Genomic DNA, 26,717 nt, shown 5'->3' on the forward strand with positions numbered 1-26,717 from the left:
AAACATGTTACTCGAACTCGCGCGCTGGCTTTCTCAGGACATCCGCTTTTTTAATGTATTCAATTACATCACGTTTCGTGCGGTACTTGCCTGTGCGACGGCCATGTTGATTGGTCTATTTGCAGGACCCAAAGTGATTCGCAAATTGGCCGAGATGAAATTCGGTCAAGCGGTTCGCACGGATGGTCCGCAAACCCATTTGGTCAAGCAAGGTACGCCGACTATGGGCGGTGCGTTGATTTTGATTTCGATTGCTATTGCGGTGTTGTTGTGGGGTGATTTGCGTAATCGTTTCATTTGGATTGTAATGCTCGTCACGATGGGATATGGCTGGATTGGTTGGGCGGATGATTATCGCAAAGTGGTTAATCGTGATCCAAACGGCATGCCTGCCCGTGAAAAATACATGTGGCAAACCATCATTGGTGTAGTAGCGGCGATTGGTTTGGCATTTTCTGTGTCTGCGCCGTCAGAGGGGCAGACTTTCGCGCTGTTTTGGGAGTGGCTTAAAAGTGGTATGACGATGGACTTACCAAACGAAGCGAATTTGATTGTGCCGTTTTTCAAAACCATCAGTTATCCATTGGGGGTGTTTGGCTTCATGGTGCTTTCTTACTTGGTGCTGGTCGGGACAAGCAATGCGGTGAATCTGACCGATGGTTTGGACGGCTTGGCGATTATGCCTACGGTGATGGTTGGTTCGGCATTGGGTTTATTTGCTTATATTTCTGGCAATGTGAATTACGCGAATTACTTATTGTTGCCATCGATTCCGGGGGCGGGTGAGGTGTTTGTGTTTTGTGCGGCGATGGCGGGTGCAGGTTTGGCGTTCTTGTGGTTTAACGCGTATCCCGCGCAAGTGTTTATGGGTGACGTCGGCGCTTTGGCACTCGGTGGTGCGCTTGGAACGATTGCGATTATTGTTCGCCAAGAGATTTTATTGTTCATCATGGGCGGTGTCTTTGTGGTTGAGGCTTTGTCGGTCATGCTGCAAGTGACGTACTTTAAATACACCAAAAAACGCTACGGTCAAGGCCGTCGGATTTTGCTCATGGCGCCTTTGCACCATCACTTTGAACAAAAGGGTTGGCGCGAGACGCAGGTCGTGGTGCGTTTTTGGATCATCACCATGATGTTGATTTTAATTGGCTTGGCGAGTATTAAACTGCGCTGATTGGCGCAACACTAACAGTTAGGAATTCGCAGTGCAAAAACAATTGGTCATTGGTTTGGGTGAGTCAGGTTTGGCGATGGTGCGCCACGCAGTGAGCGTGGGCGGGTCGGTGGCTGTCTACGACTCTCGCCCGAATCCTGCTCAGTTACCGTTGTTGCGCGAGCGTTATCCAGATGTGACGGCATTCTGTGGTGCGTTTACAGTAGATTATTTAGAGGGCGTTTCAGAAATTGCGGTTAGTCCTGGTTTAAGCCCTCATGTGCCACCGCTCAAGGATATTTTAAGTGCGGCGGCTGAGCGCAATATTGCGGTGGTGGGTGAGTTGGATTTATTCGCGCGTGCATTGCGACAGTTGCACGAAAATCAGAATTATCAACCAAAAGTCTTGGCTGTGACAGGAACGAATGGCAAAACCACAGTGACCGCACTCACTCGTCATTTGTGTGAGTCTGCGGGTATTGCGGCCATTGCAGCGGGCAACATCAGCCCCGCGATGCTCGATGCGTTGTGTGACGCACAAACGAGCGATGCGCTGCCCACCGTCTGGGTGTTGGAGTTGTCGAGTTTTCAGTTGCAGTTGACGAAGGTTTTTAATCCCGATGCGGCGACTGTGTTGAATATCAGTCAAGACCACTTGGACTGGCATGCGGACATAACTGAATACGTGGCCGCAAAAGCCAATATATTTGGCACGAAGACAGTGCAAGTGCTCAATCGCGATGATGCAACAGTGATGAGTATGGCGCGAGAGTCATTGACTCAGGTGAATTTCGGCGTCAATACGCCGAATGGTTTGAACCAATATGGCTTGTGGCGCGAAGGTGCGATGGATTGGTTGGCCGTATCGCAAGCAGCGATTGATGAAGAACCAAAGAAGAAACGTGGCAAAAATGTAGAAACCGCGGCGGTTGAGGTTGAAGTGCAGCGTCTGATGCCGATGCAGGCATTGAAAATCAAAGGTCGTCACAACGCGATGAACGCACTCGCGGCGCTCGCGTTATGTCGTTCCATTGAGATTCCGCTGGCTAAATTATTGCATGGTTTGCGGACGTATGCGGGCGAGCCTCATCGTGTGCAGTTCGTCGCGAATGTCAACGGCGTGGATTTTTTTGATGATAGTAAAGGCACGAATGTCGGCGCAACATTGGCCGCTTTGCAAGGTTTGGGTCAGCCGATCATCCTCGTCGCGGGTGGTGACGGCAAGGGTCAGGATTTTTCTCCATTGCTTGACGCCATTAAGACGCATGTTAAACGCATGGATTTAATCGGCAAAGACGCCGTTGCCATGCGTGACGCGTTGGCTGCCACAGGCGTTATGACTGTGCTGCATGAGTCACTGGAAGCGGCCACAGCCGCAGCCGCAGCTGCTGCACAAGCGGGTGATGCTGTGCTGCTCTCGCCTGCTTGTGCGAGTTTGGATATGTTTAAAAATTATGCGCACCGCGCTGATGTGTTTGTGGCTGCGGTGCAGGACTGGGCGTTAAGCCAAGGCCAAACGATGTGATTAAGTATTGATAAAAGTGAATGATGTTTTTGTCATGAGCCGATAGATTGGAAATTGTGATGCTCGGATGGGTGAAAAAACTGGCCAATGGTGGCGTAGATGATTCGAACGTGAATACGCTCGGAGTGCCCAAACTCGTGCGTCAGGATATTGATCTTGTGGTGTTGTGGGTACCTGTTCTGTTGATTTTTTGGGGCTTGATTATGGTTTACTCAGCGAGCGTGGCTTTGCCAACCAGTAGTAGAAAATATGCTGAGTATAGTCCTTATCATTTTTTCTTACGCCATGCAATGGCGATCTGCGTGGCTTTTGTGCTTGCAATCTTTGCCTTTCGTTTGCCTACAAAAACGTGGGAGAAACTCGCCCCACTCTTATTTGCAATCGCTTTGTTTTTATTAATTTTGGTTCTTGTTCCGCATATAGGCCGTTCAGTAAATGGTTCGCGTCGATGGCTGCCTCTTGGAATAATGAACTTGCAGCCATCAGAAATAATGAAGCTTGCTTGCGCTCTTTATGCTGCAAGCTATTGTGTGAGAAAACAAGACAACATAAAAGATTTTAGCAAAGGTGTGGCGCCAATGGCTTTTGTGGTTGGCATGGTTGGTCTCTTGCTTATTTTAGAGCCAGATTTAGGGGCATTTATGATTGTCGTCTCTATTGTGATGGGGGTCATATTTTTAGGCGGCGTCAATTATAAAGTGTTTGCTGCGTTAGTTGCTGCATTGGTTTCAGGATTTGTTGCGATGATTATTTTTACGCCGTATCGTGCAGCTCGTCTATTTGCGTACCTTGACCCTTGGCAAATAGATAACGCTCAAGGAGGTGCTTATCAGCTTACACAGTCATTAATTGCATTTGGTCGCGGTGAACTGTTTGGCGTGGGATTGGGGGACTCAATACAAAAAATGGATTATTTGCCAGAGGCACACACAGACTTTATTTTTGCTGTGATTGGTGAAGAGTTTGGATTATTGGGTGTTTGGACAGTGATTATCGCGTTCACCATATTAATTCGACGGATGTTTGCGATTGCGCGTGAGGCGATGGCATTTGAGAGAACGTTTCAAGCATTGGCAGTGCAGGGCTTGGCGATTTGGTTTGGGGTGCAGGCGTTCATAAATATGGGTGTGAATATGGGTGTGCTGCCAACCAAGGGGTTGACTTTGCCCTTTGTGAGTTACGGCGGCAGTGCAATTTTGATGGGTTGTTTGGCGATTGCGTTTGTGCTGCGCGTGGATTTTGAGAACCGACGCTTGATGCGTGGTGAGAAGGTGTGATGATGCAAAAGACCATTTTAATCATGGCGGGCGGCACGGGTGGACACATCATCCCAGGCTTGGCTGTGGCTCAAGAACTTGAGAAGCAAGGCCACCGAGTCGCGTGGCTCGGCGGTGTTGCGAGCAGCATGGAGGCGCGTCTGGTGCCACAACACAATGTTGCGTTTCACAGTGTGGATTTTGGCGGTGTGCGTGGTAAGGGTGCGGCGACGAAGTTGTTGTTTCCGATTCGATTGCTTAAAGCGGTGCGTCAAGCATGTGCGGTGATATCGTCGGTCAAGCCCGATGTGGTACTGGGTATGGGCGGTTACATTACTGTGCCAGGCGGTCTGGCGGCAAAACTCGCTGGTGTGCCGATTGTGCTGCATGAGCAAAATTCGATTGCCGGTTTGTCGAATAAGTTGTTGGCAAAAATCGCTGCACGTGTGCTGTCAGGTTTTCCGAATGTTTTACCGAATGCGTTGTGGCTCGGCAATCCTGTGAGAACCGAAATGACTGATTTAGCCAAACCTGAGCAACGGTTTAAGGAGCGTGCGGTTGATGCACCGCTGCGCATCGCGGTGGTCGGTGGTAGTTTGGGTGCGCAAGCGTTAAACACTGTTGTGCCGCAAGCATTGGCCCAACTGCCCGCAGCACAGCGGCCAGCGGTTGTTCATCAAGCAGGCGAAAAAATGATTGATGCGCTTAAGTCGAATTACGCGCAAGCAGGTGTGTCAGCAGACTGCGTGCCGTTTGTTCATGATATGGCGGCTCTTTATTCAGGTTCTGATTTGTTGATTTGCAGGGCAGGTGCGATGACGATTTCTGAGTTGGCCGCCGCTGGGGTGGCGAGTATTTTGGTGCCCTATCCGCATGCGGTGGATGACCACCAAACCGCGAATGCAAAGCTGCTCACCGATGTGGGTGCGGCGACATGCATCGCGCAAAAAGATTTAACGCCTGAATGGCTGGCCAATACGCTCGCAGGGTTGACGCGAGAGTCATTGCTCCAGCAGGCACAAGCAGCACAAACAGTGGCCAAGCCCAATGCAACAGCTGATGTAGCAAAAATCTGTTTGGATGCAGCGAAGTAAAAATTAAAAAGAGTCGAGGATATTCCCTCGTCTCATTAAGGTTGATGATGAAACATAAAGTACAAAATATTCATTTCGTCGGTATTGGTGGCGCGGGTATGAGCGGCATTGCTGAAGTGTTGCTCAATCTCGGTTACACAGTGACTGGCTCAGATGCTACGGAGAGTGCGACGGTAAAGCGTCTGCGTCAGCTTGGCGCGACAGTTGCGCTCGGGCATCATGAAGCGAATGTGCAAAACGCCGACGTGCTGGTGGTCTCAACCGCGATTGCGCAGGACAACCCTGAACTCGTTGGTGCGCGAGGACGAAACATCCCCATTGTGCCGCGTGCGGTGATGTTGGCTGAACTAATGCGCTTGCGCCGTGGCATTGGTATTGCGGGGACGCATGGCAAAACCACGACGACTTCGCTGGTGGCGAGTGTGTTGGCGCAGGGTGGTTTTGATCCGACATTTGTCATCGGCGGCAAACTCAACAGTGCAGGTGTGAATGCGCGTCTGGGTCAGGGCGACTTCATCGTGGTGGAGGCGGATGAGTCGGATGGCTCGTTTCTAAATCTTTTGCCTATGATTGCGGTGATAACCAACATCGATGCTGACCACATGGATACGTATGACCATGACTTTAATAAGTTAAAAGATGCATTTGTTCAGTTTACCGCACACATTCCGTTTTATGGCGCGGCAGTGGTCTGCATCGACGATGTGAACGTTCGCGAAATCGTGCCGAAGATGTCGAAAACCGTGATTACTTACGGCACATCAGATGATGCCCAAGTACGTGCCTTTGACGTGGTGGATGACAATGGCCGTATGAATTTCAAAGTCGAGCGCAAAGGTTTCGGAGAGGAGTTGCCAATTTTGAATGTGACACTGAATTTGCCAGGCTTGCACAACGTGCGCAATGCGCTCGCGGCGATTGCGGTGGCAACAGAAGTTGACGTGGATGATACGGCGATTTGCCAAGCATTGCAAGAATTCAACGGTGTTGGTCGCCGCTTCCAGCGTTACGGCGAAGTGGTTGTCTCTGATGCCAGAGACGGCGGCACATTCACCCTGATTGATGACTACGGTCATCATCCTGTCGAGATGGCGGCGACGCTCGCCGCTGCGCGGGGTGCATTCCCGACGCGTCGGATTGTGCTCGCGTTTCAACCACACCGTTATACGCGCACGCGCGATTGTTTCGAAGATTTTGTGAAAGTATTGTCTGACTCCGATGCGGTTTTGCTCTCCGAGGTTTATGCCGCTGGTGAGACGCCGATTGTCGCGGCCGATGGTCGCTCGCTGGCGCGCGCATTGCGCGTGACGGGCAAGGTTGAGCCGGTGTTTATTGAAGATGTGGTGAACATGCCGCAAGCGATTTTGGATTTTGTGAAAAATGGTGATGTGGTCATTACCATGGGTGCTGGTTCAATTGGCGCAGTCGCAGCACAAGTTGTTGAAAACAGTCAAACAGTGTGAGGACATGATGACAGTAGAGAAAAAAGATTTGGGCAAAGTTGCGGTGCTGTACGGCGGTGTGTCAGCTGAGCGCGAAGTATCAATCAAGTCAGGCACGATGGTGCATGCGGCATTGATGGCGCAAGGTATTGATGCTCATTTATTTGATACGCAGGACAAAAGTGTTTTTGATTTAAAAACTGAAGGATTCGATCGCGCGTTCATCGCCTTGCATGGTCGGTTTGGTGAGGACGGCACATTACAAGGCGCATTGGAGTTACTCGGCATTCCGTACACAGGCAGTGGTGTGCTCGCCAGTGCGTTGGCAATGAATAAAGTGCGTACCAAACAAGTTTGGTTGCAAAGTGGTTTGGCCACACCTCTGTATCGCGTGTTACCTCGCGGTGCGGATGTGGATGCGGTCACTGATGAAATTGTTGCAGAGCTTGGTTTACCGATGTTTGTTAAACCACCACATGAAGGCTCATCGCTTGGCGCAGGCAAAGTAAACAGTGCGAATGAGCTGAAAGCGGCTTGTGAATTAGCGTGGAGGTACGATACGCATGCTTTAATTGAGCAGTGCATTGAGGGGCGCGAGTTAACTTGTGCGGTGTTGGGCAGTGGTGTTGATACGTTGAGCTTACCGATTGTGGAAATCAAAGCGCCATCAGGCGATTACAATTTTCACAATAAATACAACGGAAACGACACCGTGTACGACTGCCCTGCTCAAGTATCACCAGAGTTGACGATCGAGATTCAGCGTATGATTTCAGACGCGTATCGTGCGCTGGGCTGCTCAGGTTGGGGGCGAGGTGATGTTCTGCTGCGTACCTCGGACAACAAGCCGTATTTGTTAGAGATGAACACGTCACCTGGCATGACAGACCACTCGCTTGTGCCGATGGCAGCACGTACGTTTGGAATTTCGTATGAAGAGTTAGTGGTGAGAATTTTGTGTGATGCACGGCTACATGTTCAGCGCCCGGTGAAGGATTGAGCCTTGTTCAGTATTTGGCATGACATCGGATTAATGCAAAAGGTGGCTCGGGCCTTATGGCGCGTTGCGGCGGCGTTGCTTGTTTTTGCCGGGCTGGCGTGGGTGCTCCAACAACCATATTTTGCGATTAATCAGTTTCGTTTTGTTGGCGATGTTGAGCAGCTTGATGAGGCGCGTTTGCATGGTTTGATGAATAAGCATTTGACTGATGGTTTGGCGGGTGGGTTTTTTTCGATGGATTTGAATTCGGTTGAATCAAGCTTGAAAGACATTTCATGGGTCAAAAGTACATCGATTCGTCGTGTCTGGCCGCATGAGATTGAAGTGAGTATCGAAGCTTACAAGCCTGTTGCTGTATGGCAAGCGGGTGGTTTTTTAAGCAGTGATGGACAGGTGTTTGAGGCCAATGTCAGTGGTGCGCAAAAAAGTAAGTTACTCATCACAGAAGGACCCGCCGAAGCGTCTAAGCTGGTGGCTGATTTCATTCCGAAATTTACGGAATGGCTCAAGCCGATGGGCTTGACGATGAGTAAGCTATCTTTGTCTGAGCGCTATAGTTGGCGCGTGGTACTGAGCAATGGCTTAGAAATTGAGTTTGGTCGAGAAGATACGCCAACGGTTTTAGAGGAGCGAGTGCGCCGTTTACAGCAGTCTGCTAAGTTTGTTCTGGACAACATCAGTGAGAATGAGAGCCATGGTTATATTGATTTACGCTACCCAAATGGCTTTGCCATGCGCTCTGAGTCACTTCACCGTGTGAGTAATGGTGCAGAAATTAATAAGCAATTGCTGTCCGAAAGCGAAACAAAAACAGATGCAAAAAGTGTGGTCAAAACGTCAAAGTCAGTGACCAAAAAAACGACCAAAGAAGTCGTGAAAAAACCCCGTGGTGGCGACAAAAGCGACACAACCCGAAGTAAAGAAAACAGGTGAAAAAAGATGAACACAAAGAGTGAAGAAGGCAAAGATCTAATCGTTGCACTCGACATTGGCACGTCCAAAGTTGTCGCGATGATTGCGGAGGTTTTGCCTGGTAATGCGTTTAATGTGATTGGCATTGGCCACCATCCGTCGCGTGGTATGAAAAAAGGCATGGTGGTCAATATCGAAGAGACCATTCAGACGATTCAATATGCGATTGAAGAGGCTGAACTGCGTGCTGGATTCTCTGTACGCAGTGTGTGCACGGGGATTGCAGGCAGTCACATCCATAGTTTTAATTCGAGTGGCATGGTGGCGGTTAAAGACACCGAGATTACACAGGTGGACATTGACCGTGTGTTAGAAACCGCTCGTGCTGTGAGTATTCCAGCAGATCAGCAGATTTTGCATGTTCTACCGCAGCAGTTTAAGGTGAATGACCAAGACGACATCCGCAATCCGATTGGCATGACGGGGATGCGTTTGGAGGTCAAAGTTCACATCATTACAGGCTCTGTTTCTGCGGCGCAAAATATTGTTAAGTGCATTCGGCGATGTGGCTTGGAGGTCAACGAGTTGGTGTTACAGCCTCTTGCATCAAGCATGGCAGTATTGACGCAAGATGAGCGAGATATTGGTGTTGCATTGGTCGATATTGGCGGAGGTACAACAGATATTGCAGTATTCATTGATGGTGCTATTCGTCACACGGCTGTGATTCCAATTGCTGGTGACCAAGTGACTAATGATATTGCGATGGCATTGCGAACACCGACTGTCGAGGCTGAGGAGCTAAAACTGCGTTATGGTGTCACCAAACAAATGATGGTCCCACCTGACTCGGTGATAGAGATTCCTGGCGTGGGCGATCGTGTTGCGCGTCGCGTAAAACGTCAGTCACTCGCAGCAGTGATTGAGCCGCGTGTGGAAGAGCTGTTCTCGCTGGTGCAACGAAATTTAACCGAAGCAGGGTTTGATCACCTCATTGCTTCTGGTGTTGTGCTGACGGGTGGTACGAGTTTACTCCCAGGTATGACTGAATTGGCTGAAGAGGTTTTTATGAAGCCTGTGCGAATTGCTCAGCCAATGTATGACGGTAATTTGTCTGACATTGTGTGTAATCCACGTTATGCCACTGTGGTGGGTTTGCTCATGGAAGCTCGTAAACAAAAAGGCGAGGTTATGGGTGCTACGCGCCAGCGAAACAGCGTGAGCAGTGCTTCATACAGTACATCAAATGCGCCTACGACACGTATTAATGTCAACGATGGTTCAGAGCAATCGATTTGGTTCAAGATGAAAGAATGGTTTGTGAAGACGTTTTAAAAAGCTTCACAACAATGGGTTTTATATTTTTAAGTAGTTAACTGTGTGTTTAAAAAAGGGGAAATATTATGTTCGAAATGCTCAACGAAAAACCAGAGGGCACAGTCATTAAAGTGGTGGGTGTGGGTGGTGCAGGCGGCAATGCTGTACAACACATGATCACAAGAGGTGTCTCAGGTGTCGAATTCATTTGCGCAAATACCGATGCGCAAGTTCTTAAAAAATCTACGGTTTTGCATAAATTGCAGCTTGGTGAAAGTGGGCTTGGTGCGGGTGCGAAGCCTGAAGTGGGTCGTGCGGCTGCTGAAGAAAATCGCGAACGCATTGCTGATTTGTTGCGCGATGCACACATGGTATTCATCACTGCAGGTATGGGTGGGGGTACGGGTACAGGTGCTGCGCCAGTGATTGCTGAAGTGGCCAAACAAATGGGCATTTTGACCGTGGCCGTCGTGTCCAAGCCTTTTGAGTTTGAAGGCCCACGGCGCATGCGTATCGCTGACGAAGGTTTGCGTGCATTAGAGCAACATGTTGATTCGCTGATTGTTGTGTTAAACGACAAGCTCGAAGAGGTGTTGGGCGACGATATCGGTATGGATGAAGCATTCCAAGCTGCTGATGATGTATTGAACAATGCGGTTGCAGGGATTGCCGAAATCATCAACGTAGACGGCCACATCAACGTCGACTTTAACGATGTAAAAACGGTCATGGGTGAACAAGGCCGTGCCATGATGGGTACAGCCATTGCGTCAGGCCCTGAGCGTGCACGCATTGCGGCTGAAGAAGCCATCGCCAGCCCATTACTCGACGGTGTGAATTTGTCAGGTGCGCGTGGTATCTTAATCAACATTTCGGCAACTCGCGAAACCTTGAAATCGCGTGAAACCAAAGAAGTGGTCAACATCATTCGTCAAAGCGCGTCAGAAGACGCGACCATCATCTACGGTTTTGTTTACGATGAGTCACTCAATGACAAATTGCGTGTCACGGTGGTGGCAACAGGCTTGGGTGGTACGCGTTATGCTGACAGTACGGGCAATGGCCAAGGCTCAGGTGTGCGTGTGAATGCGGGTGCTGCATCTACCCCTTCGTACAACTCATCATCTGCTGCTTCGGCACAAGCAGTTGAGCCTGTTGAACGCTATGTTGAATCCATGCCTGTGATGAATCAGCACCCAGAAATGGATGTGGAAACACGACGTGGCACTGTGCAAACATTCGGTAACTATGATGAGTTGTCAGAGCCGACATTCATGCGCCGCCAACGTGAACAAGCCATGCCAAAAGTGGTCAACGGTGAGGACTTTTCTGACCTCGACGTCCCAGCATTTTTGCGCCGCCAAGCAGACTAAAGTTGGTTAGCTCAACCGAAGGTTGCGGTATCAACCTTCGGTTGATGAGTGCTTTGTTTGAAAGAAAACACGCGTACACAGCGCGTGCCCCCCTTTTGCCCCCGTCGTTTATGCGACGGGGGTTTTCTGTGATGTTTGAATCAATTGAGCAGTGAGCTTGATTCGGTGCTTTTGATGTTTTTTTGGTATAGTAAGATTCTTTAAGTTCACGCACTTCTCTATTTTCTACGATTGTTCCCCATGACGGCCCTTTTTCAAAAAACCCTCGCCAGCGATGTCAAAACCACAGGCATTGGCATGCACTCTGGTCGAAAAGTTGTGTTGCACCTAAAACCTGCACCTGTGGATACTGGTATTGTGTTTCGTCGTGTCGACGTGGATGCCACATTGGGAATTAAAGCAACGGCACAAGCGGTCACTGACACGCGTATGGCCACAACTATTTCGCACGCTGACAATCCCGAGGTGCGTGTGCTGACAATTGAGCATTTAATGTCGGCTTTAGCGGGGCTTGGTGTGGACAATGCCTTTGTTGAGGTGAATGCCCCAGAGATTCCTATCATGGATGGCAGTGCCACCAGCTTTGTGTATTTGATTATGTCGGTTGGCTTGGTGGAGCAATCAGCTTTGCGTCAATTCCTACGGATCAAACAGTCCGTGTCGGTATCTGATGGTGATAAAACTGCACGACTTGACCCATACTTTGGTTTTAAGGCGCGATTTGATATTGATTTTGATCATCCTGCGATTGATGGAACAGGCAATCAGTTTGAAATTGATTTTGTTGAAGATGCTTTCGTGAAACACATTTCACGCGCTCGAACTTTTGGTTTCATTCAAGATGTCGAGGCCTTGCGTGGCGTCGGTTTGGCCCAAGGAGGTAGTCTGTCTAATGCGATTGTTCTGGATGAATACAAAATCCTTAACCCTGAAGGATTGCGTTATGGTGATGAGTTTGTTAAACATAAAATCCTTGACGCCATTGGTGACTTGTATGTGGTTGGTTATCCGATTCTCGGCTCATACAGTGCTTTCAAGTCAGGTCATGCACTGAACAACCAACTCCTTCGTGCGGTGATCGCTGATAAAGAGTGCTATGAAATCGTCACCTTTGATGATGCTGCCAGCGCGCCAAATTATGCACTGGGGCAAACACACAATCAGGCATGGATGTGAGTAGTTCACTAATAAAGCGTTAAAGCGTTCTGTCTTTGGTGGAATGAACGCTGAACCAAAAAGCAAACCCTCTGGTTTGCTTTTTTGCTATTGCGGCTTATTAGACAGTTATCGGTGGGTTTTGAGTAGTCTCAGCAAGGCATCACGCAGTGGCGAGTCTTCTGGTAAATGGCCTATCGTGTCAGAAATACAGGAGGCTGACAAAGGCGTCAGAATGCGCGGTTGAATAGGTTTGGTGGTTTTTTCGGCGTTTTTTTCGCTTCTTAACCAAACTGGCTGGTTGAAATGGCTAACCTTAACCACTATATGATTTACACACCACCCAGTCATTCGTAAGCCATCTTGCAACAAGGGCAGCATCTGCTTAATCCGTGTGGCCAGCGCGTTGTGCGGCACTTTGAGCGTGAGTATTTCCTCACTTAAATAAGCTTTCCAGCCCGTTTTTAGCGTATCAGGCATCAGTTGCATGAGCGCGTGGGTGAGCCGGGCATTTTGCTCTAATCGTGGCAGTGCATGTGCCAAGTGGGGTGTGCTGTGCCAAGCGTCGTGTACGCGCCACTGGCCTTTGAGGGGCAAGCTGGCGTTTTTGTAGGGGCTTGAGCGTAGTTTTGTGGCCATGAAGCGTGGTTTTTCAGCTTTTCGTGTGTGTTTTCGGGGTGACGTGGTAAAATGCGGTGTTTGACAATAATTATTGTACAGAGCCGTTGTGTGCTCATTTTAGGATAAAAACAATCATGGCGAGTGGGATTTTAAAAGCGATTTTCGGTTCACGTAACGACCGTTTACTCAAAGAGTATCGCAAAGTGGTCAAAAAGGTGAGTCAGTCTGAAGAAACAGTAGCAGCATACACGGATGATGAGCTTTGCCAAAAAACCATCGAGTTCCAACAGCGTTACCAAAATGGTGAGTCAATTGATTCTATGCTGGTGGAGGCATTTGCTGTGGTACGCGAGGCTGCGAAACGCGCCTTGGGCATGCGTCACTTCGATGTGCAACTCATCGGTGGTATGGTGCTGCATCAGGGAAAAATCGCAGAAATGCGCACGGGTGAAGGTAAAACCCTCATGGGTACATTGGCGGTCTATCTCAATGCCATCACAGGCAAAGGCGTTCACGTTGTCACGGTGAATGACTATTTGGCTCGTCGTGATGCCCAGTGGATGGGCAAGCTATACAACTTCCTTGGCTTGTCGGTCGGCGTTAATCTGTCAGGCATGAAGCACGATGAAAAAATCATTGCGTATCAAGCTGATATCACTTACGGCACGAACAACGAATTTGGCTTTGACTACCTGCGCGACAATTTGGTTTATCAAAAAGATGAGCGCGTTCAACGCCCCTTGCACTACGCGATTGTTGATGAGGTAGACTCAATTTTGATTGACGAGGCGCGCACTCCGTTGATTATCTCAGGCCCGTCGGACGACAACACGGAGTTGTATCAAAAACTTAATTTGGTTCCAGCCATGCTTACCCCGCAGACGACTGAGCCTAAAAACGGTGAACCTGAGCCTGAAGGTGATTACTACGTCGACGAAAAAGCCAAGCAAATTCATCTGTCAGAAGCAGGTCATGAAAAAGTCGAACAGATTTTAGAGCAAATGGGCATGTTGCCAGCGGGTGCGAGTTTGTACGACCCTCAGAATATCACATTGGTGCACTATTTGTTTGCTGCGCTGCGCGCACACACGTTGTTCACCAAAGACAAAGAATATGTGGTGCAAGACGGTGAAATCGTGATTGTGGATGAATTCACTGGTCGTCTAATGTCGGGCCGCCGTTGGTCAGAAGGCTTGCACCAAGCAGTAGAGGCCAAAGAAGGTGTGGAGATTCAGTCTGAATCAGTGACTTTGGCATCTATCACGTTCCAAAACTACTTCCGCATGTACGAAAAACTCGGCGGTATGACAGGTACGGCGGATACAGAAGCCTATGAATTCCAACAAATCTACGGCCTAGAAACTGTCGTCATCCCAACGCATCGTAAAGTTCAACGCAAAGACATGCAGGACTTGATTTATCGCTCGGAAGGTGAAAAGTACAACGCGGTGATTGACGACATCAAAGACTGCGTCAAACGTGGTCAACCTGCTTTGGTCGGTACGGCATCGATTGAAACCTCTGAGTTGTTGTCAGGTTTACTGAATCAGCAAAATATCCCGCACAGCGTCCTCAATGCCAAACAGCACGAACGGGAGGCGCAAATCGTCGCTCAAGCGGGTCGTCCAGGCACAATCACCATCGCCACCAACATGGCGGGGCGTGGTACAGACATTGTGCTCGGTGGTAATGTTGAGAAACAGTCTGAATTCATCTTGGCCGATGAGTCTTTGAGTGACGAGGAAAAGCAAGCTCAAATCAAACAGTTGAAAGACGAGTGGCAGCAGCTGCACGATGAAGTGCTCGCAGCTGGTGGTTTGCACATTATTGGTACGGAACGCCATGAGTCGCGCCGCATTGATAACCAATTGCGTGGTCGCGCTGGCCGTCAGGGCGATCCAGGTTCATCACGTTTTTATCTGTCGATGGACGACGCGCTGCTGCGTATTTTTGCGGGTGAGCGTCTCAAATCGATTATGGACAGGTTGAAGATTCCTCAAGGCGAGGCCATCGAATCAGGCATGGTGTCCCGCTCGATTGAGTCAGCGCAGCGAAAAGTCGAAGCCCGTAACTTTGATACCCGCAAGCAATTGCTCGAGTATGATGATGTGGCGAATGATCAGCGTCGTGTGATTTATGCACAGCGCAATGAGTTGATTGATGACGGCCATGTGTCTGAGACAGTCACCGCTATGCGTGATGACGTGCTGCGTGAACAGATTCGTAACTACATTCCTGAAGGCGCGATGGAAGAGCAATGGCAGATGACTGAGTTGACGCGTGTTTTGCGTGATGACTATTCGTTGGATGTCGATGTTGTTCAGTGGCTTAAGGAGAACAGCACCGCCACTGATGAGGACTTGATTGCGCACATTCAATCCCAAGCTGCGCAGGTATATCAAGCGAAGATTGACATGGTGGGTGAAGAAGCATTCCATAATTTCGAACGTGTCCTCATGCTGCAGAATATCGACAACCAATGGCGCGAACATTTAGCCGCATTGGATCACCTGCGCCAAGGCATTCATTTGCGTGGTTATGCTCAGAAGAACCCAAAGCAAGAGTACAAACGTGAGGCATTTGAGTTGTTCAGCCTGATGCTCGATCGCATTAAGCAATCAGTGACCAGCTTGCTCATGAATGTTCAGATTCAAGCGCAGGAGCAGGTTGAGGAAGCCGAGCAAAGCATTCTCAATCATGAGGAATCGGTTCGCTCACACTTGAATTATCAGCACGATGAAGCAAGCGGTGACATGCCGGACAATGAGTTCGAGCAACAGCTGCTCGCCAGTACCTTCAGCGAAGATGGTGGTGAGTTACCACGTGTGGGACGCAACGATCCATGTCCATGCGGTAGTGGTAAGAAGTACAAGCAATGTCACGGGCGCTTGGCCTAAGAGACGTGATGTAGCAAAAAAAAGCGACTGATGATTCAGTCGCTTTTTTGCTGTTGGTGCTTTGGTAAAAATCGGGTGGTCTTATTTGTGTAGAAATGTTCTAATTATAAAATGTAAGAATCAAACGATAAAGTAAAGGTTGTGACCGCTTCCGTAGTTAGTTTATTCCAGTAAAGTCTCTGGATGGTGGTGTAGCTGGGCATAAGTGCCGCGTAACGCGAGTAACTCATGGTGCGTACCGCTCTCGACGATGCGGCCATGATCCATGACAATGATGCGATCGGCTTTTTCAATCGTGGACAAGCGATGGGCAATCATAATGGTGGTACGGTTCTGCATGAGTCGTTCTAAGGCTTGCTGCACCAAACGTTCGGACTCATTGTCCAGCGCGCTGGTGGCTTCGTCGAGAATCAAAACAGGAGCATTTTTGAGGATGGCTCGCGCGATGGCGACACGCTGGCGTTGACCACCTGACAGCTTGTTACCATTGTTGCCGATGTTGATGTGCCAGTGTTCGGGTTGACTCTGGACAAACTCCCATAGATTGGCAGCGCGCAAGGCTTGTTCGACTTGCTCATCGGTAACGTTGTCTGTGCCGTAAACGACATTGCTGTACAGGCTTTGATTGAACAATGTCACATCTTGTGACACCAAGGCGAGTTGTTTGCGTAAGCTGCTCAACTGAATGTCGGCGAGTGAAAAGCCATCTAAGCTGATTAGGCCTGAGGTAGGCTCCAGGAAACGTGGAATGAGGTTAATCAATGAAGTTTTACCGCTGCCTGAGCGGCCAACCAACGCAATTTTCTCGCCGGCATGGATATTGAGTGTGAAGTCGTTGAGGGCAGGGGCACTTTGGGCGTCGTACTGTAGTGAAACTTGATGAAACTGAATAGCGCCTTTAGCATGCTCAATTCGTTGCATTCCAGTGTCCTTTTCGGCCTGTTCATCAATGAAGCCAAATACGTGGTCTGCAGCAATCAGCATGCGTTGTTTGGGGTTGCTGACGTTGGATAGGTTTTTTAGTGGTGGGATGAGTTGTATCATAACCAGCATGAAGCTGATGAAGCCACCCGCTGTGGTTAGGCCGTCGGCACTTTGGTACATGGCGAAAAACATCACGATGGAGAGCGCAAAGGCAGCGATGAACTGCGTAATAGGAGCATTGGCAGACGAGGCGCGAGCTGACTTTTTGGCGTAGTGGAGTAAATCGCTGGTTATTTTTTTGAAACGATTTTGTTCTAATGCTTGTCCTGAAAACAACTTCACCACTTTATGTGCTTCGTAGGTCTCTTGGATGCTGTGAGACAAATCAAGGTTGATGCGGTGAGACTCTTGATTGATGGCGCGCATTTTTGCTTTATATTTTCGCGATAAAATCGCGAGAATCGGGAAAATGATGGTGATGATGAGGGTGAGCTGCCAGTTAAAATACAGCAGCATGCACACCAAGGCAATCGAAACCAATGTGTCGCGAACCAGCGTAATGAAAACTTCGCTGGTTAAATTAACGGCTGTGTTCGCGTCAACCGTGAACTTGCTTAACACATGAGCGCTGGGGTATTGCTGATTGTATCGAGATGGTAAAAGCAGCATGCGATCGAACATTAAGCCACGAATGTCTGAGACCACGCGCGCTGATACCCAAGCCACATTGTAAGAGGTTAGGTACAAGCACACACCATTGACCGCAAAAATGGTTATCAACACCAAAGGTGCTTGCCAAACCAAATCGGGATTTTGGCCATTAAAACCTGTGTCGGTGAGTACCTGAATGAGTTTGTTGAAAAATACAGTACTGACTGCGACGCCCAAAATGCCTATCAACGCATACAGCAAACGTTGGCGGTGAGAGAAGAAGTATTGAAGCAGCCGATGAAAGTTGGCGTTATCACCTGCTTTGAATAGCTTTTCGATAATGAGTTTTTGCATGAAAGGGGTGTCTGTGTCGCTGATAAGGTGTTTATTATAGATGGTGAATTTGTTTTTGTGTCTGGTCAATATAGCTGATGGATGAAAAAATGGCGTTTGCTGAGCAAACGCCATTGTACCGTTGAGTGTGTGCTCAAGCCTCGCTTGGAGAAGCGTGACGCATTTGGTCAACACGCTCGCGCATGTCTTTACCCGCTTTAAAATGCGATGCCTTTTTGGCGGGGACGATGACCTGTTCGCCCGTTTTTGGGTTGCGGCCAATGCGGCCAGGGCGTTCAGTGATAGAGAAGCTGCCAAAGCCACGAATCTCCACGCGCTGTTGGCTGGCCAGTGTGTGTGTGATGGCCTCAAGAATCGCTGTGGTGGCCATTTCGGCGTCGCGCACGAGGAGCTGCGGAAAGCGAGCAGCCAAGTTACTGATGAGTTCGGATTTTGTCATAGAGTAGTGCATAAGAGAGTGTTTGGCGCAAAACCTTAGAGAATGAATCAAGGCTTTGGGCGAAACACTCTGTACAAAAGGTTCGCACAGAGTGTTGCAAACAAATGAGGGGTGAATCAACCTCATCTGAGGTGTGTCAAATTAGTTTTGCTCTAATTTGGCTTTGAGCAATGCGCCCAAGTTGGTCGTGCCAGTCGCTGCAGAACCATTGTCTTCGGCCATTTTGCTCATCACAGCACTGGTGGCTGCTTGATCTTTGGCTTTGATAGACAACTGAATTGAGCGGCTCTTACGATCCACACTGAGAATCACGGCTTCGACTGAATCACCTTCTTTGAAGTGCGAGCCAGCGTCTTCAACGCGGTCAACAGAGATTTCTGACGCACGTAAGTACGCTTCGATTTCTTCGCCCAAATCAACCACAACACCTTTGGCTTCAACAGACTTCACAGTACCAGTGACGATACTGCCTTTGTCATTGACTGATGTAAAGTTCATGAATGGGTCGCCTTCGAGCTGTTTGATGCCCAAAGAAATGCGCTCTTTGTCCACATCGATAGACAAAATGAGGGCTTCGACTTCTTGACCTTTTTTGAAGTTGCGGATGGCTGCGTCTGGCGCTTCGTTCCATGACAAATCAGACATGTGAACCAAACCATCAATACCGCCATCTAAGCCAACGAACACGCCGAAGTCAGTGATAGAGCGGATGGTGCCTTTGATTTTGTCACCTTTTTTGAAGTTTGCTTCAAAATCATCCCATGGGTTGGCTTTGCATTGCTTCATGCCCAAAGAAATGCGGCGTTTTGATTCATCGATTTCCAGAACCATAACTTCGACTTCTTGACCCAAAGTAACGAGTTTCTTAGGATCAACGTTTTTGTTAGTCCAGTCCATTTCAGATACGTGTACCAAGCCTTCAATGCCTTGTTCGATTTCAACGAATGAACCATAGTCAGTGATGTTGGTGACTTTACCGAACAAACGTGTGTGCGCTGGGTAGCGATTGGCCAAGCCAGTCCATGGGTCGTCGCCCAATTGTTTGATGCCCAGAGAAACGCGGTGTTTTTCTTGATCGAATTTGAGGATCTTTGCTTCGACTTCTTGGCCAACCGTCAATACTTCTGATGGGTGACGCACACGACGCCATGCCAAGTCAGTAATGTGCAACAGACCATCGATGCCGCCCAAATCAACGAACGCGCCGTAGTCAGTGATGTTTTTAACGATACCTTTAACCACTTCGCCTTCTTTCAAAGTCTCAGCCAATTTAGCACGTTCTGCGCCCATGGTGACTTCGAGAACCGCGCGGCGGCTCAAAACGACGTTGTTGCGCTTGCGGTCAAGTTTGATGACCTTGAATTCCATGGTTTTGCCTTCAAATGGCGTCATGTCTTTCACTGGGCGCACATCGAGCAATGAACCTGGCAAGAACGCACGAATGCTGTTCGCCATAACGGTCAAACCACCTTTGACTTTACCAGTCACTGTACCTGTGACGAGCTCGCCTGATTCGAGAGCTTTTTCGAGACCTAACCAAGCTGAGAGACGTTTTGCGCGGTCGCGCGACAAAACGGTGTCACCAAAGCCATTTTCCAACGCATCAATGGCCACAGAGACGAAGTCACCGATTTCGGCTTCGAGTTCGCCATGGTCGTTGCGGAATTCTTCGACTGGGATGAATGCTTCTGATTTCAAGCCCGCGTTCACGACGACGAAGTTGTGGTCGATGCGGACGATTTCGGCGGTGATTACTTCGCCTGCGCGCATTTCTTGGCGCGCTAATGATTCTTCAAATAAAGCTGCAAAGCTTTCGTTGGTTGCAATGGTTGACATTGATAAAGTTCACTTAAAGTTACGCATGCAGTTTGGGCGGACGGCGAAATGCCATCTCAAAAACCCACAAAGCATGGAGTTAAACAAAGATTCGCTGGCGTTAAATACAAAATGGTTTATATCAAACTGCCGTCGAATCAGCCACAGCCGCGTATAAATCCAATACGGCTTTTACCGTCTCATCGAGCGTTAAGCTCGATGAATCGAGGACGAATGCACCCTCGACAGGTTTTAAAGGTGCGTGCGCTCTGGACATATCACGAGCATCGCGCGCCTGCAAATCGTGTAAAAGGTCTGACATGTTAGCAGAAAATCCCTTACCAATCAATTGTTTATAGCGTCTCTCTGCTCGAACTCTTGCATCGGCGTTGAGAAAGATTTTTAGTGGGGCATTGGGAAACACCACGCTGCCCATGTCGCGGCCATCTGCAACCAATCCGGGTGACTGTGCGAAATCACGCTGACGCTGTAGCAGCGCTGCACGCAGCGGTTGGCAAACGGCGATTTTTGAGGCCATATTGCCTGTGGCTTCTTCGCGGATACGGGCAGAGACCTCAATGTTGTTGAGCAAAATATATTCGCCGCCGTGCTCGACGTCAAACACCGCGTTTAATGTGTTGGCCCAGTGTACCAATTCAGAGATTTTATCCGCTGTCAGCTCGTCGCTTTGCTGCCAGTTATTGTCCAATGCCAACAAAGCCACCAATCGATACAGCGCGCCACTGTCTAGGTAATGAAAGCCCAAATGTGCTGCGACAGCTTGTGCAACTGCCCCTTTACCTGAGGCGGTTGGCCCATCAATCGCAATGACAGGAACGGTTGAATAATAGGCGTTGGGCATGGCGCTTCCTTTGAAATGAAGTCGTCATTATATAAGATGATGCGGACGAAAAGCACTTTGCCTTTTTCTTTGCTCCTGATTAAGGTTGTTTGTCGATGGTTCGGAGCACCTGTTTTATTTTTTCAGTATCATCCATTGTGTAATCGTCATCCACAAAAGCAACTTTCCCTTTTTTGTCTATGATGAATACGGCTCGTTTGTTATAACCTTGTGCCGCATCATAGCTGCCATATCGCTGTGAAATGCTGTAGTCGATGTCGTGGGTTTTGAGCAGATTCTTCCATTCGTTTAAAAGCTTCGGTGCCGCGCTGCTGATGGCCAATTTGACGATGGTCGGGGCAATTGTATGAGTGGAGGTTGATGGTGTTTCATCTAAGCTGGTGAGCTGCATGCTACACATCATCATGCTACGCTGCTTGGTTTCCAATGCGGTTTTTGCCGCTTCGTTGCTGATGGGGTCTGCGGTTGGAATGATGCCGCTGAATGCTGCTGGATAAAAAGTGATCAACACGGTTTTGCCTTTCAGGTCAGACAGGCGTCGGCCGTTTTCGAGGGTGAAGTCAGGCGCGGGGTCGCCGACATTCGGACGGTTTTGCTCATGAGTGCCCGTCATAATGGAATCTGACTCGCCGAGTAGCTGTTTGATGGTTTTTTCTAATGGTTTGAGTTGTTCGCCTTGTGCACGATAATTATCAGAGCGCTATCTAACGATGTCCCGTTTATCGAGCAGTAACACGGTGGCGTCACTGTGATTTTTTTGGGTAGTGGTGTGCCCACGAGCTGGCTGAGTTTTTGTATGTCCGTTGTCTTGGACGTCACCTCGCAGCCACTTGAATAAGGCCAAGATAACAAGTTAGACGGCGGTGACCCTGTCATATAAATAACTTTGATGTTGCGGTTGTGATCGTATGTGCTAAAAGCGTTTTGACTCAAGAAATATTGGTCAAAGGCGTATTTCATCATGCCCTCATAATCACTTTGTTCGGGTAGAAAGACCAACAGCTTAAGCGCATTTTGCCAATCCTCTTGTTGGGTGAGTTTATCATCTTGGCATATCGTTGATGGCGGCAGGACGTCTCCGATGCTCAATGCTTTTGCTTATACACCTGCGCTGAATAAGCAGCCGGCTATTATTAAGCCGCGATAAAAATGTTTCATGTCATACCCCCAAAAAACCAACGATGACAACATTTTAGCGCAAAGCTTTGCTGGTTAATGTGATTTGTATTGCGCTTGCCAGAATCGTCTGGTGACGGGTTTATTGGGTCAGTGCGTGGTTGCTTTTGCTCGCCATGCCATGCTCTTGGCATTGTGAGGCATGGCATGGCGACCACGTGCTGACGGATTTAATCAGGCAAGCTGTTTGTGAAGGAAGGCCGGTATGCGCTCGGGGTGCTCGTCATAGTGGTTGTCCCCATCAAAGCGATTGAGAGGCCTTCAATCCGCAGCATTTTTGCTTCGGTGGGGCGCGGCTACAATGGCTTCTAAGTCTGCAGGCAAGGTTAAAACATCTTCTCGATGCTGGTTTATTCGAGATCGGTTGCATCGGCTGGTTCAAGCTGCGCCCAAAGTGATTGTTGATGTGCACTACAGTGGCGCGTTGGTTGCGACTCATTTAGAGTTTGCTTTCCTCATGGCGATACTTTCCTGTATTACCCAAAAATAAAGCACTCACCAAGTTAAGAGCCTTGCTTGAAATCATTCAGTCTAACAAATCAGTGTCTCTGGGTTGAGAGATGTTTCAGGGGCATTGCAGTGCATATTCCAGTGGTCTGTGCTGTGGTCTTTGAAACCACTTTGAATGGGATGTTGAATGCCTTATACTGACGTTGAAAAAAAATCATTGCCCGTTTGTGTCGTTTTCGTAGGCAAGTACAGGTTTTAGAAGCCACGATTGAAGGTGGTGTCTCATGCAGTTATGCCCGACAACAATTATCTGCTTTACGCGGCGCGGTCAATGGCATGATAGCGGAGGTTTTGGAAAGCCACTTGCGCGAGACTTTGGCGCAGCCCATGCAACACGATGATGTAACCCAATCAACCGAATCGAGTATCAACGATACCGTTACATTGATTCGCACGTACCTTAAATAAATACTGGAGTTCACCATGAAATCAAGAGCAGCCGTGGCGTTTGCCGCAGGGCAACCGTTACAAATCGTCGAAATTGATGTGTCGCCGCCTCAAGCAGGCGAGGTTCTGGTGCGTATCACGCACACGGGTGTCTGCCATACAGATGCGTTTACATTAAGCGGTGACGACCCAGAGGGTATTTTCCCTGCCGTATTGGGTCACGAGGGTGGCGGCATTGTGGTGGAGGTTGGCGCGGGTGTGACGTCATTAAAAGCGGACGACCATGTCATTCCGCTTTATACGCCTGAGTGTGGCGAGTGTAAATTCTGTCTGTCAGGTAAAACCAATTTGTGCCAAAAAATCCGCGGGACCCAAGGCAAAGGCTTAATGCCCGACGGAACAACACGATTCTCGTATCAAGGTCAGCCGATTTACCACTACATGGGCACGAGTACGTTCAGCGAGTACACCGTGGTGGCTGAAATTTCTTTGGCGAAAATCAACCCAGATGCCCCTTTAGAAAAAGTCTGTTTGCTTGGCTGCGGCGTGACGACAGGTATCGGTGCGGTGCAAAATACAGCAAAAGTTAAGGCGGGCGATACGGTGGCTGTGTTTGGATTGGGCGGCATTGGCTTGGCGGCGATTCAAGGGGCTCGTCAAGCCAAGGCTGCTCGAATCATCGCCATCGACATTAACCCGTCCAAATTTGAATTGGCCAAATCCATGGGGGCAACTGATTGCATCAATCCCAACGACTATGACAAACCGATTCAAGAGGTGATTGTCGAGCTCACTGACGGTGGTGTGGATTTTAGCTTTGAGTGCATTGGCAACGTCAATGTCATGCGCTCGGCACTTGAGTGTTGCCACAAAGGCTGGGGTGAATCGATCATCATTGGCGTTGCGGGTGCAGGGCAAGAAATCTCCACCCGTCCATTTCAATTGGTCACTGGTCGTGTCTGGCGTGGCAGCGCATTTGGTGGTGTTCGTGGTCGTACTGAGTTGCCGACAATGGTTGAAGACGCGATGAGTGGCGTAATTGAGCTTGACCCATTCATCACCCACACCATGCCGTTAGAGCGCATCAACGAAGCATTTGAATTAATGCATAAAGGCGAATCGATTCGCACAGTGATTCACTTTTAAAGTTGACATTTATGACCCTCACCACACGCTCAACCCATGCCTGCTTTGGTGGCACGATGGGATTTTATACCCACCCCTCGACTGAGACGAGAACCAACATGCGCTTTTCGGTGTTTGCCCCTGATGCTGCGCGACACAAGCCGCTGCCTGCGTTGTATTTTTTGGCAGGGCTCACGTGCAGCGAAGAAACCTTCATGATTAAGGCGGGCGCACAACGCTATGCCGCTGAGCATGAGTTAATCCTCGTCGCGTGCGATACCAGTCCGCGCGATTTGAATATTGCGGGAGATTCTGACTCATGGGATTTTGGCGTGGGCGCAGGATTTTATCTCGATGCAACACAAGCACCGTGGGCAAACCACTACCGAATGGGCAGTTACATCAATCAAGAGTTACCTGAGCTTATTGAGACGCATTTTCCTGTCTGTCATGATAAGCGCGGCATCTTTGGTCACTCCATGGGTGGGCATGGCGCACTCGTGACTGCACTGCGCCATCCTGAGCGTTGGCACTCAGTGTCGGCGTTTGCGCCGATCGCGAATCCATGTGCTGTGCCATGGGGCGAAAAAGCTTTTGGCCATTATTTGGGCAGTGACCGAGACACGTGGCAAGTATATGACGCGAGCATACTCATGGCGCAACACGCGCACCCAAGCGAAATATTGATTGACCAAGGACTATCGGATCAATTCATCGACAACCAGCTTCACCCCGCTGCACTTGAGGTAGCGGCGACACAGTCTGGACAACGACTTAATTTGCGACGCCATGCTGGGTTTGACCATTCGTACTGGTTCATTCAAACCTTTGTGGCGGATCACGTGGCACACCATGCGAAAATCATGCAAGCATCTTGATTGTTAATCTATTGCCTCAGCTTTGGGGTGAGGTCATGTCTCTGATTGATGGCAATGCAGCAAGCTGTATGCCCCACTCGCCACAAAGTGGTTCTACTCTTATGGCAAAAACCCCCCTAAAGTGTTATCACTAAAAAAAGGGGTGATTTTTATGAGTAATAACACAGACCATTCTGGCAAGACCATGCGCAAACCACTGATTCTCGTTCCCACAGGTTCGCGCGAACGCGATGGCTTAGACTATCAAGTGATGGGGACAAAATATCTGGTGCCTTTGGTATCCGTTTCAAATTGTGATATTTTGATGGTGCCAACTTGCTTTGGCTCGGATGCGATTGATACCTATCTTGATTTGGTTGATGGCGTCTTCTTATCGGGTGCATCGACGAATATTGATCCAACACTATACGGTCAAGAGTGGCTCACGCCAGATCAGTCACAAGACAAGGATCGTGATAATTTTAATATTGCCTTGATTCCTAAAGCGCTAAATAAAGGCCTGCCATTTTTTGGCGTTTGTCGTGGTTTGCAAGAGTACAACATCGCTCATGGCGGTGACCTGTATCAAGCATTGCACGACACTGAGGGCATGATGGATCATCGTGAAAAAGACCCAGATGCGTCATTAGAAGAATGCTATGGCCCGAATCACAAAGTAACGCTCGTACCAAACACTTGGTTGGCTGATGTCATCGGACAAACTGAGTTTATGGTCAATTCATTGCACGGACAAGGGGTCAAAACCTTGGGTCAAGGTTTATCGGCCTTGGCGCACGCACCCGATGGCTTGGTCGAAGCGGCGAGTAACCCAGCATTTGCCCAGTTCAATCTCGGCGTGCAGTGGCATCCTGAGTGGATGACGGCACACAACCCTGTCTACACCAAAATTTTTAAAGCTTTTGGTGATGCGGCTCGGCAGTATGCGGCACAGCGTGGTTGATTTTTGAATGTGTTGGCGCTACTAAGCGGTTATTAAAAAAGCCAAGCGAGAAGCTTGGCTTTTTTATTGAGGCATTTTCAATTATTGGTTGGGGAATAAAAACACTTCAACACGTCGGTTCTGTGTGCGGCCTGACTCTGTATCGTTACTGGCGATGGGTTGACTTGCACCTCGGCCGTAGCTGGTCATGCGCGAGCTAGCCACACCTGACGTCATGAGGTAGTCTTTAACTGTGTTGGCGCGAGCCAATGACAGGCGTTGGTTTGCATCGCTGTTACCCGTGTTGTCGGTGTGGCCAACGATGACGACTCGGCTGTTCGCGTTTTCGCGAGCGACTTGGGCGACTTTATTTAAAGTGTCCATACCTGAATTTTTGAGCTCAGCACTGCCAGAGTTGAACGACATATCGCCCGCGATGTTGATGCGGGTGGAACCATCAGGCATCTGTGTGACGTTGGTATTGCTGCCTTTGAATATGTCACGGGCACGTTGCTCGATTTGTGTGCCATAGCGATTGCCAACTACGCCACCAAGTACGCCACCGATGGCGGCACCGATGAGCGCACCTTCATTTTTGTCACCGCGATCAGATACCGCGGCACCAAGTATGCCACCTAAAACAGCACCTGTGCCTGCGCCAATCGTGGTGTTGCGGTCAAAGCCGCCTGTGTTGGTCGTGCCTGAGTTTGTGCTGCTGACAGGTGCGGCAGTACTGGCGCAACCGACGAGGGCAATGGCAGCGAGCAAGGCCGTTGCACGTTTGCTGGTTTGGTTGATAATGTTCATAGCGTCTCCTTTGAGGAATGTGAGGTATCAAAAAGTGCGATGCGAGCATCGACAGGAGTGCTTAACAACTGATGCGCGGATGCGTTGACAAACTACTGCGACACGATAGAATGAGCCTTTGCCAA

General features: G+C 49.1%; 23 protein-coding genes. 16 read left to right on the forward strand and 7 right to left on the reverse strand.

Going from position 1 to position 26,717, the window contains the following annotated elements; all coding sequences use genetic code 11:
• The first annotated feature begins 4 nt into the window (after positions 1-4).
• The 10 genes from mraY to lpxC all read left to right on the forward strand — a co-directional run bounded on the left by mraY (position 5) and on the right by lpxC (position 12,248).
• Positions 5-1,174, forward strand: coding sequence for a phospho-N-acetylmuramoyl-pentapeptide-transferase (mraY, locus tag IE082_RS06070; protein ID WP_189492990.1), 1,170 nt, complete (start codon positions 5-7; stop codon positions 1,172-1,174).
• 31 nt (positions 1,175-1,205) lie between these two features.
• A complete protein-coding gene (gene murD / locus IE082_RS06075) occupies positions 1,206-2,678 on the forward strand; it encodes a UDP-N-acetylmuramoyl-L-alanine--D-glutamate ligase (RefSeq protein ID WP_268244683.1) in 1,473 nt (490 codons plus the stop codon).
• Between the two features lie 71 nt (positions 2,679-2,749).
• A complete protein-coding gene (gene ftsW / locus IE082_RS06080; protein WP_229809744.1) occupies positions 2,750-3,955 on the forward strand; it encodes a putative lipid II flippase FtsW in 1,206 nt (401 codons plus the stop codon).
• Positions 3,955-5,028 (forward strand): undecaprenyldiphospho-muramoylpentapeptide beta-N-acetylglucosaminyltransferase, encoded by a 1,074-nt coding sequence (gene murG, locus IE082_RS06085; protein WP_189492995.1) that lies wholly within the window; start codon positions 3,955-3,957, stop codon positions 5,026-5,028. The genes ftsW and murG overlap by 1 nt, the downstream gene beginning before the upstream one ends.
• A gap of 47 nt (positions 5,029-5,075) precedes the next feature.
• Positions 5,076-6,491 carry a UDP-N-acetylmuramate--L-alanine ligase gene (murC, locus tag IE082_RS06090; protein WP_189493061.1) on the forward strand — a complete coding sequence of 472 codons (1,416 nt, stop codon included), beginning with the start codon at positions 5,076-5,078 and terminating at the stop codon, positions 6,489-6,491.
• A gap of 4 nt (positions 6,492-6,495) precedes the next feature.
• A complete protein-coding gene (locus IE082_RS06095; protein ID WP_308429011.1) occupies positions 6,496-7,470 on the forward strand; it encodes a D-alanine--D-alanine ligase in 975 nt (324 codons plus the stop codon).
• Between the two features lie 3 nt (positions 7,471-7,473).
• Positions 7,474-8,403, forward strand: coding sequence for a cell division protein FtsQ/DivIB (locus tag IE082_RS06100; RefSeq protein WP_189492997.1), 930 nt, complete (start codon positions 7,474-7,476; stop codon positions 8,401-8,403).
• A gap of 6 nt (positions 8,404-8,409) precedes the next feature.
• Positions 8,410-9,717 (forward strand): cell division protein FtsA, encoded by a 1,308-nt coding sequence (gene ftsA / locus IE082_RS06105; RefSeq protein WP_189492999.1) that lies wholly within the window; start codon positions 8,410-8,412, stop codon positions 9,715-9,717.
• A 68-nt stretch (positions 9,718-9,785) separates the two neighbouring features.
• Positions 9,786-11,072, forward strand: coding sequence for a cell division protein FtsZ (ftsZ, locus tag IE082_RS06110; RefSeq protein WP_373295070.1), 1,287 nt, complete (start codon positions 9,786-9,788; stop codon positions 11,070-11,072).
• 240 nt (positions 11,073-11,312) lie between these two features.
• A complete protein-coding gene (lpxC, locus tag IE082_RS06115) occupies positions 11,313-12,248 on the forward strand; it encodes a UDP-3-O-acyl-N-acetylglucosamine deacetylase (RefSeq protein ID WP_189493001.1) in 936 nt (311 codons plus the stop codon).
• A gap of 108 nt (positions 12,249-12,356) precedes the next feature.
• Here the strand turns inward: lpxC and IE082_RS06120 are convergent, their stop codons facing one another.
• Positions 12,357-12,866: a hypothetical protein gene (locus IE082_RS06120; RefSeq protein WP_189493003.1), complete on the reverse strand. Its 510-nt coding sequence runs from the start codon at positions 12,864-12,866 to the stop codon at positions 12,357-12,359.
• A 116-nt stretch (positions 12,867-12,982) separates the two neighbouring features.
• Between IE082_RS06120 and secA the strand changes: the two genes are divergently transcribed.
• Positions 12,983-15,745 carry a preprotein translocase subunit SecA gene (gene secA, locus IE082_RS06125; protein WP_189493005.1) on the forward strand — a complete coding sequence of 921 codons (2,763 nt, stop codon included), beginning with the start codon at positions 12,983-12,985 and terminating at the stop codon, positions 15,743-15,745.
• 162 nt (positions 15,746-15,907) lie between these two features.
• Here the strand turns inward: secA and msbA are convergent, their stop codons facing one another.
• The 5 genes from msbA to IE082_RS06150 form a co-directional block, all read right to left on the reverse strand.
• Entirely contained in the window at positions 15,908-17,674 is a 1,767-nt protein-coding gene (msbA, locus tag IE082_RS06130; protein WP_189493007.1) for a lipid A export permease/ATP-binding protein MsbA, read from the reverse strand.
• Positions 17,675-17,807: 133 nt separating this feature from the next.
• A complete protein-coding gene (locus IE082_RS06135) occupies positions 17,808-18,113 on the reverse strand; it encodes an integration host factor subunit beta (RefSeq protein ID WP_189493009.1) in 306 nt (101 codons plus the stop codon).
• 141 nt (positions 18,114-18,254) lie between these two features.
• Positions 18,255-19,949, reverse strand: a complete 1,695-nt coding sequence (gene rpsA, locus IE082_RS06140) for a 30S ribosomal protein S1 (protein WP_189493011.1) — start codon at positions 19,947-19,949, stop codon at positions 18,255-18,257.
• A 121-nt stretch (positions 19,950-20,070) separates the two neighbouring features.
• Positions 20,071-20,790: a (d)CMP kinase gene (gene cmk, locus IE082_RS06145; RefSeq protein ID WP_189493013.1), complete on the reverse strand. Its 720-nt coding sequence runs from the start codon at positions 20,788-20,790 to the stop codon at positions 20,071-20,073.
• A gap of 79 nt (positions 20,791-20,869) precedes the next feature.
• Positions 20,870-21,403 (reverse strand): redoxin domain-containing protein, encoded by a 534-nt coding sequence (locus tag IE082_RS06150; RefSeq protein WP_189493015.1) that lies wholly within the window; start codon positions 21,401-21,403, stop codon positions 20,870-20,872.
• An 864-nt stretch (positions 21,404-22,267) separates the two neighbouring features.
• On the opposite strand from IE082_RS06150, the gene IE082_RS06155 reads away from it, so the two are divergent.
• From IE082_RS06155 to IE082_RS06175, 5 genes are all read left to right on the forward strand, one after another.
• Positions 22,268-22,456, forward strand: a complete 189-nt coding sequence (locus IE082_RS06155) for a hypothetical protein (protein WP_189493017.1) — start codon at positions 22,268-22,270, stop codon at positions 22,454-22,456.
• 176 nt (positions 22,457-22,632) lie between these two features.
• Positions 22,633-22,884 (forward strand): metal-sensing transcriptional repressor, encoded by a 252-nt coding sequence (locus IE082_RS06160; protein ID WP_373295072.1) that lies wholly within the window; start codon positions 22,633-22,635, stop codon positions 22,882-22,884.
• Positions 22,885-22,899: 15 nt separating this feature from the next.
• Complete coding sequence (locus tag IE082_RS06165; protein WP_189493022.1) at positions 22,900-24,009, forward strand: S-(hydroxymethyl)glutathione dehydrogenase/class III alcohol dehydrogenase; 1,110 nt, start codon at positions 22,900-22,902, stop codon at positions 24,007-24,009.
• A gap of 11 nt (positions 24,010-24,020) precedes the next feature.
• The gene (gene fghA / locus IE082_RS06170; RefSeq protein WP_189493024.1) at positions 24,021-24,866 is read left to right on the forward strand and encodes an S-formylglutathione hydrolase; all 846 of its coding nucleotides are present in this window, start codon (positions 24,021-24,023) and stop codon (positions 24,864-24,866) included.
• A 151-nt stretch (positions 24,867-25,017) separates the two neighbouring features.
• Positions 25,018-25,806, forward strand: a complete 789-nt coding sequence (locus IE082_RS06175; protein WP_189493026.1) for a gamma-glutamyl-gamma-aminobutyrate hydrolase family protein — start codon at positions 25,018-25,020, stop codon at positions 25,804-25,806.
• Between the two features lie 81 nt (positions 25,807-25,887).
• Here IE082_RS06175 and IE082_RS06180 read toward each other — a convergent pair whose 3' ends face one another.
• Positions 25,888-26,592, reverse strand: a complete 705-nt coding sequence (locus IE082_RS06180) for a YiaD family glycine zipper/OmpA-like lipoprotein (protein ID WP_189493028.1) — start codon at positions 26,590-26,592, stop codon at positions 25,888-25,890.
• Between the last annotated feature and the right edge of the window lie 125 nt (positions 26,593-26,717).

It is taken from the genome of Formosimonas limnophila (assembly GCF_014652675.1).
GTDB lineage: Bacteria > Pseudomonadota > Gammaproteobacteria > Burkholderiales > Burkholderiaceae > Hydromonas > Hydromonas limnophila.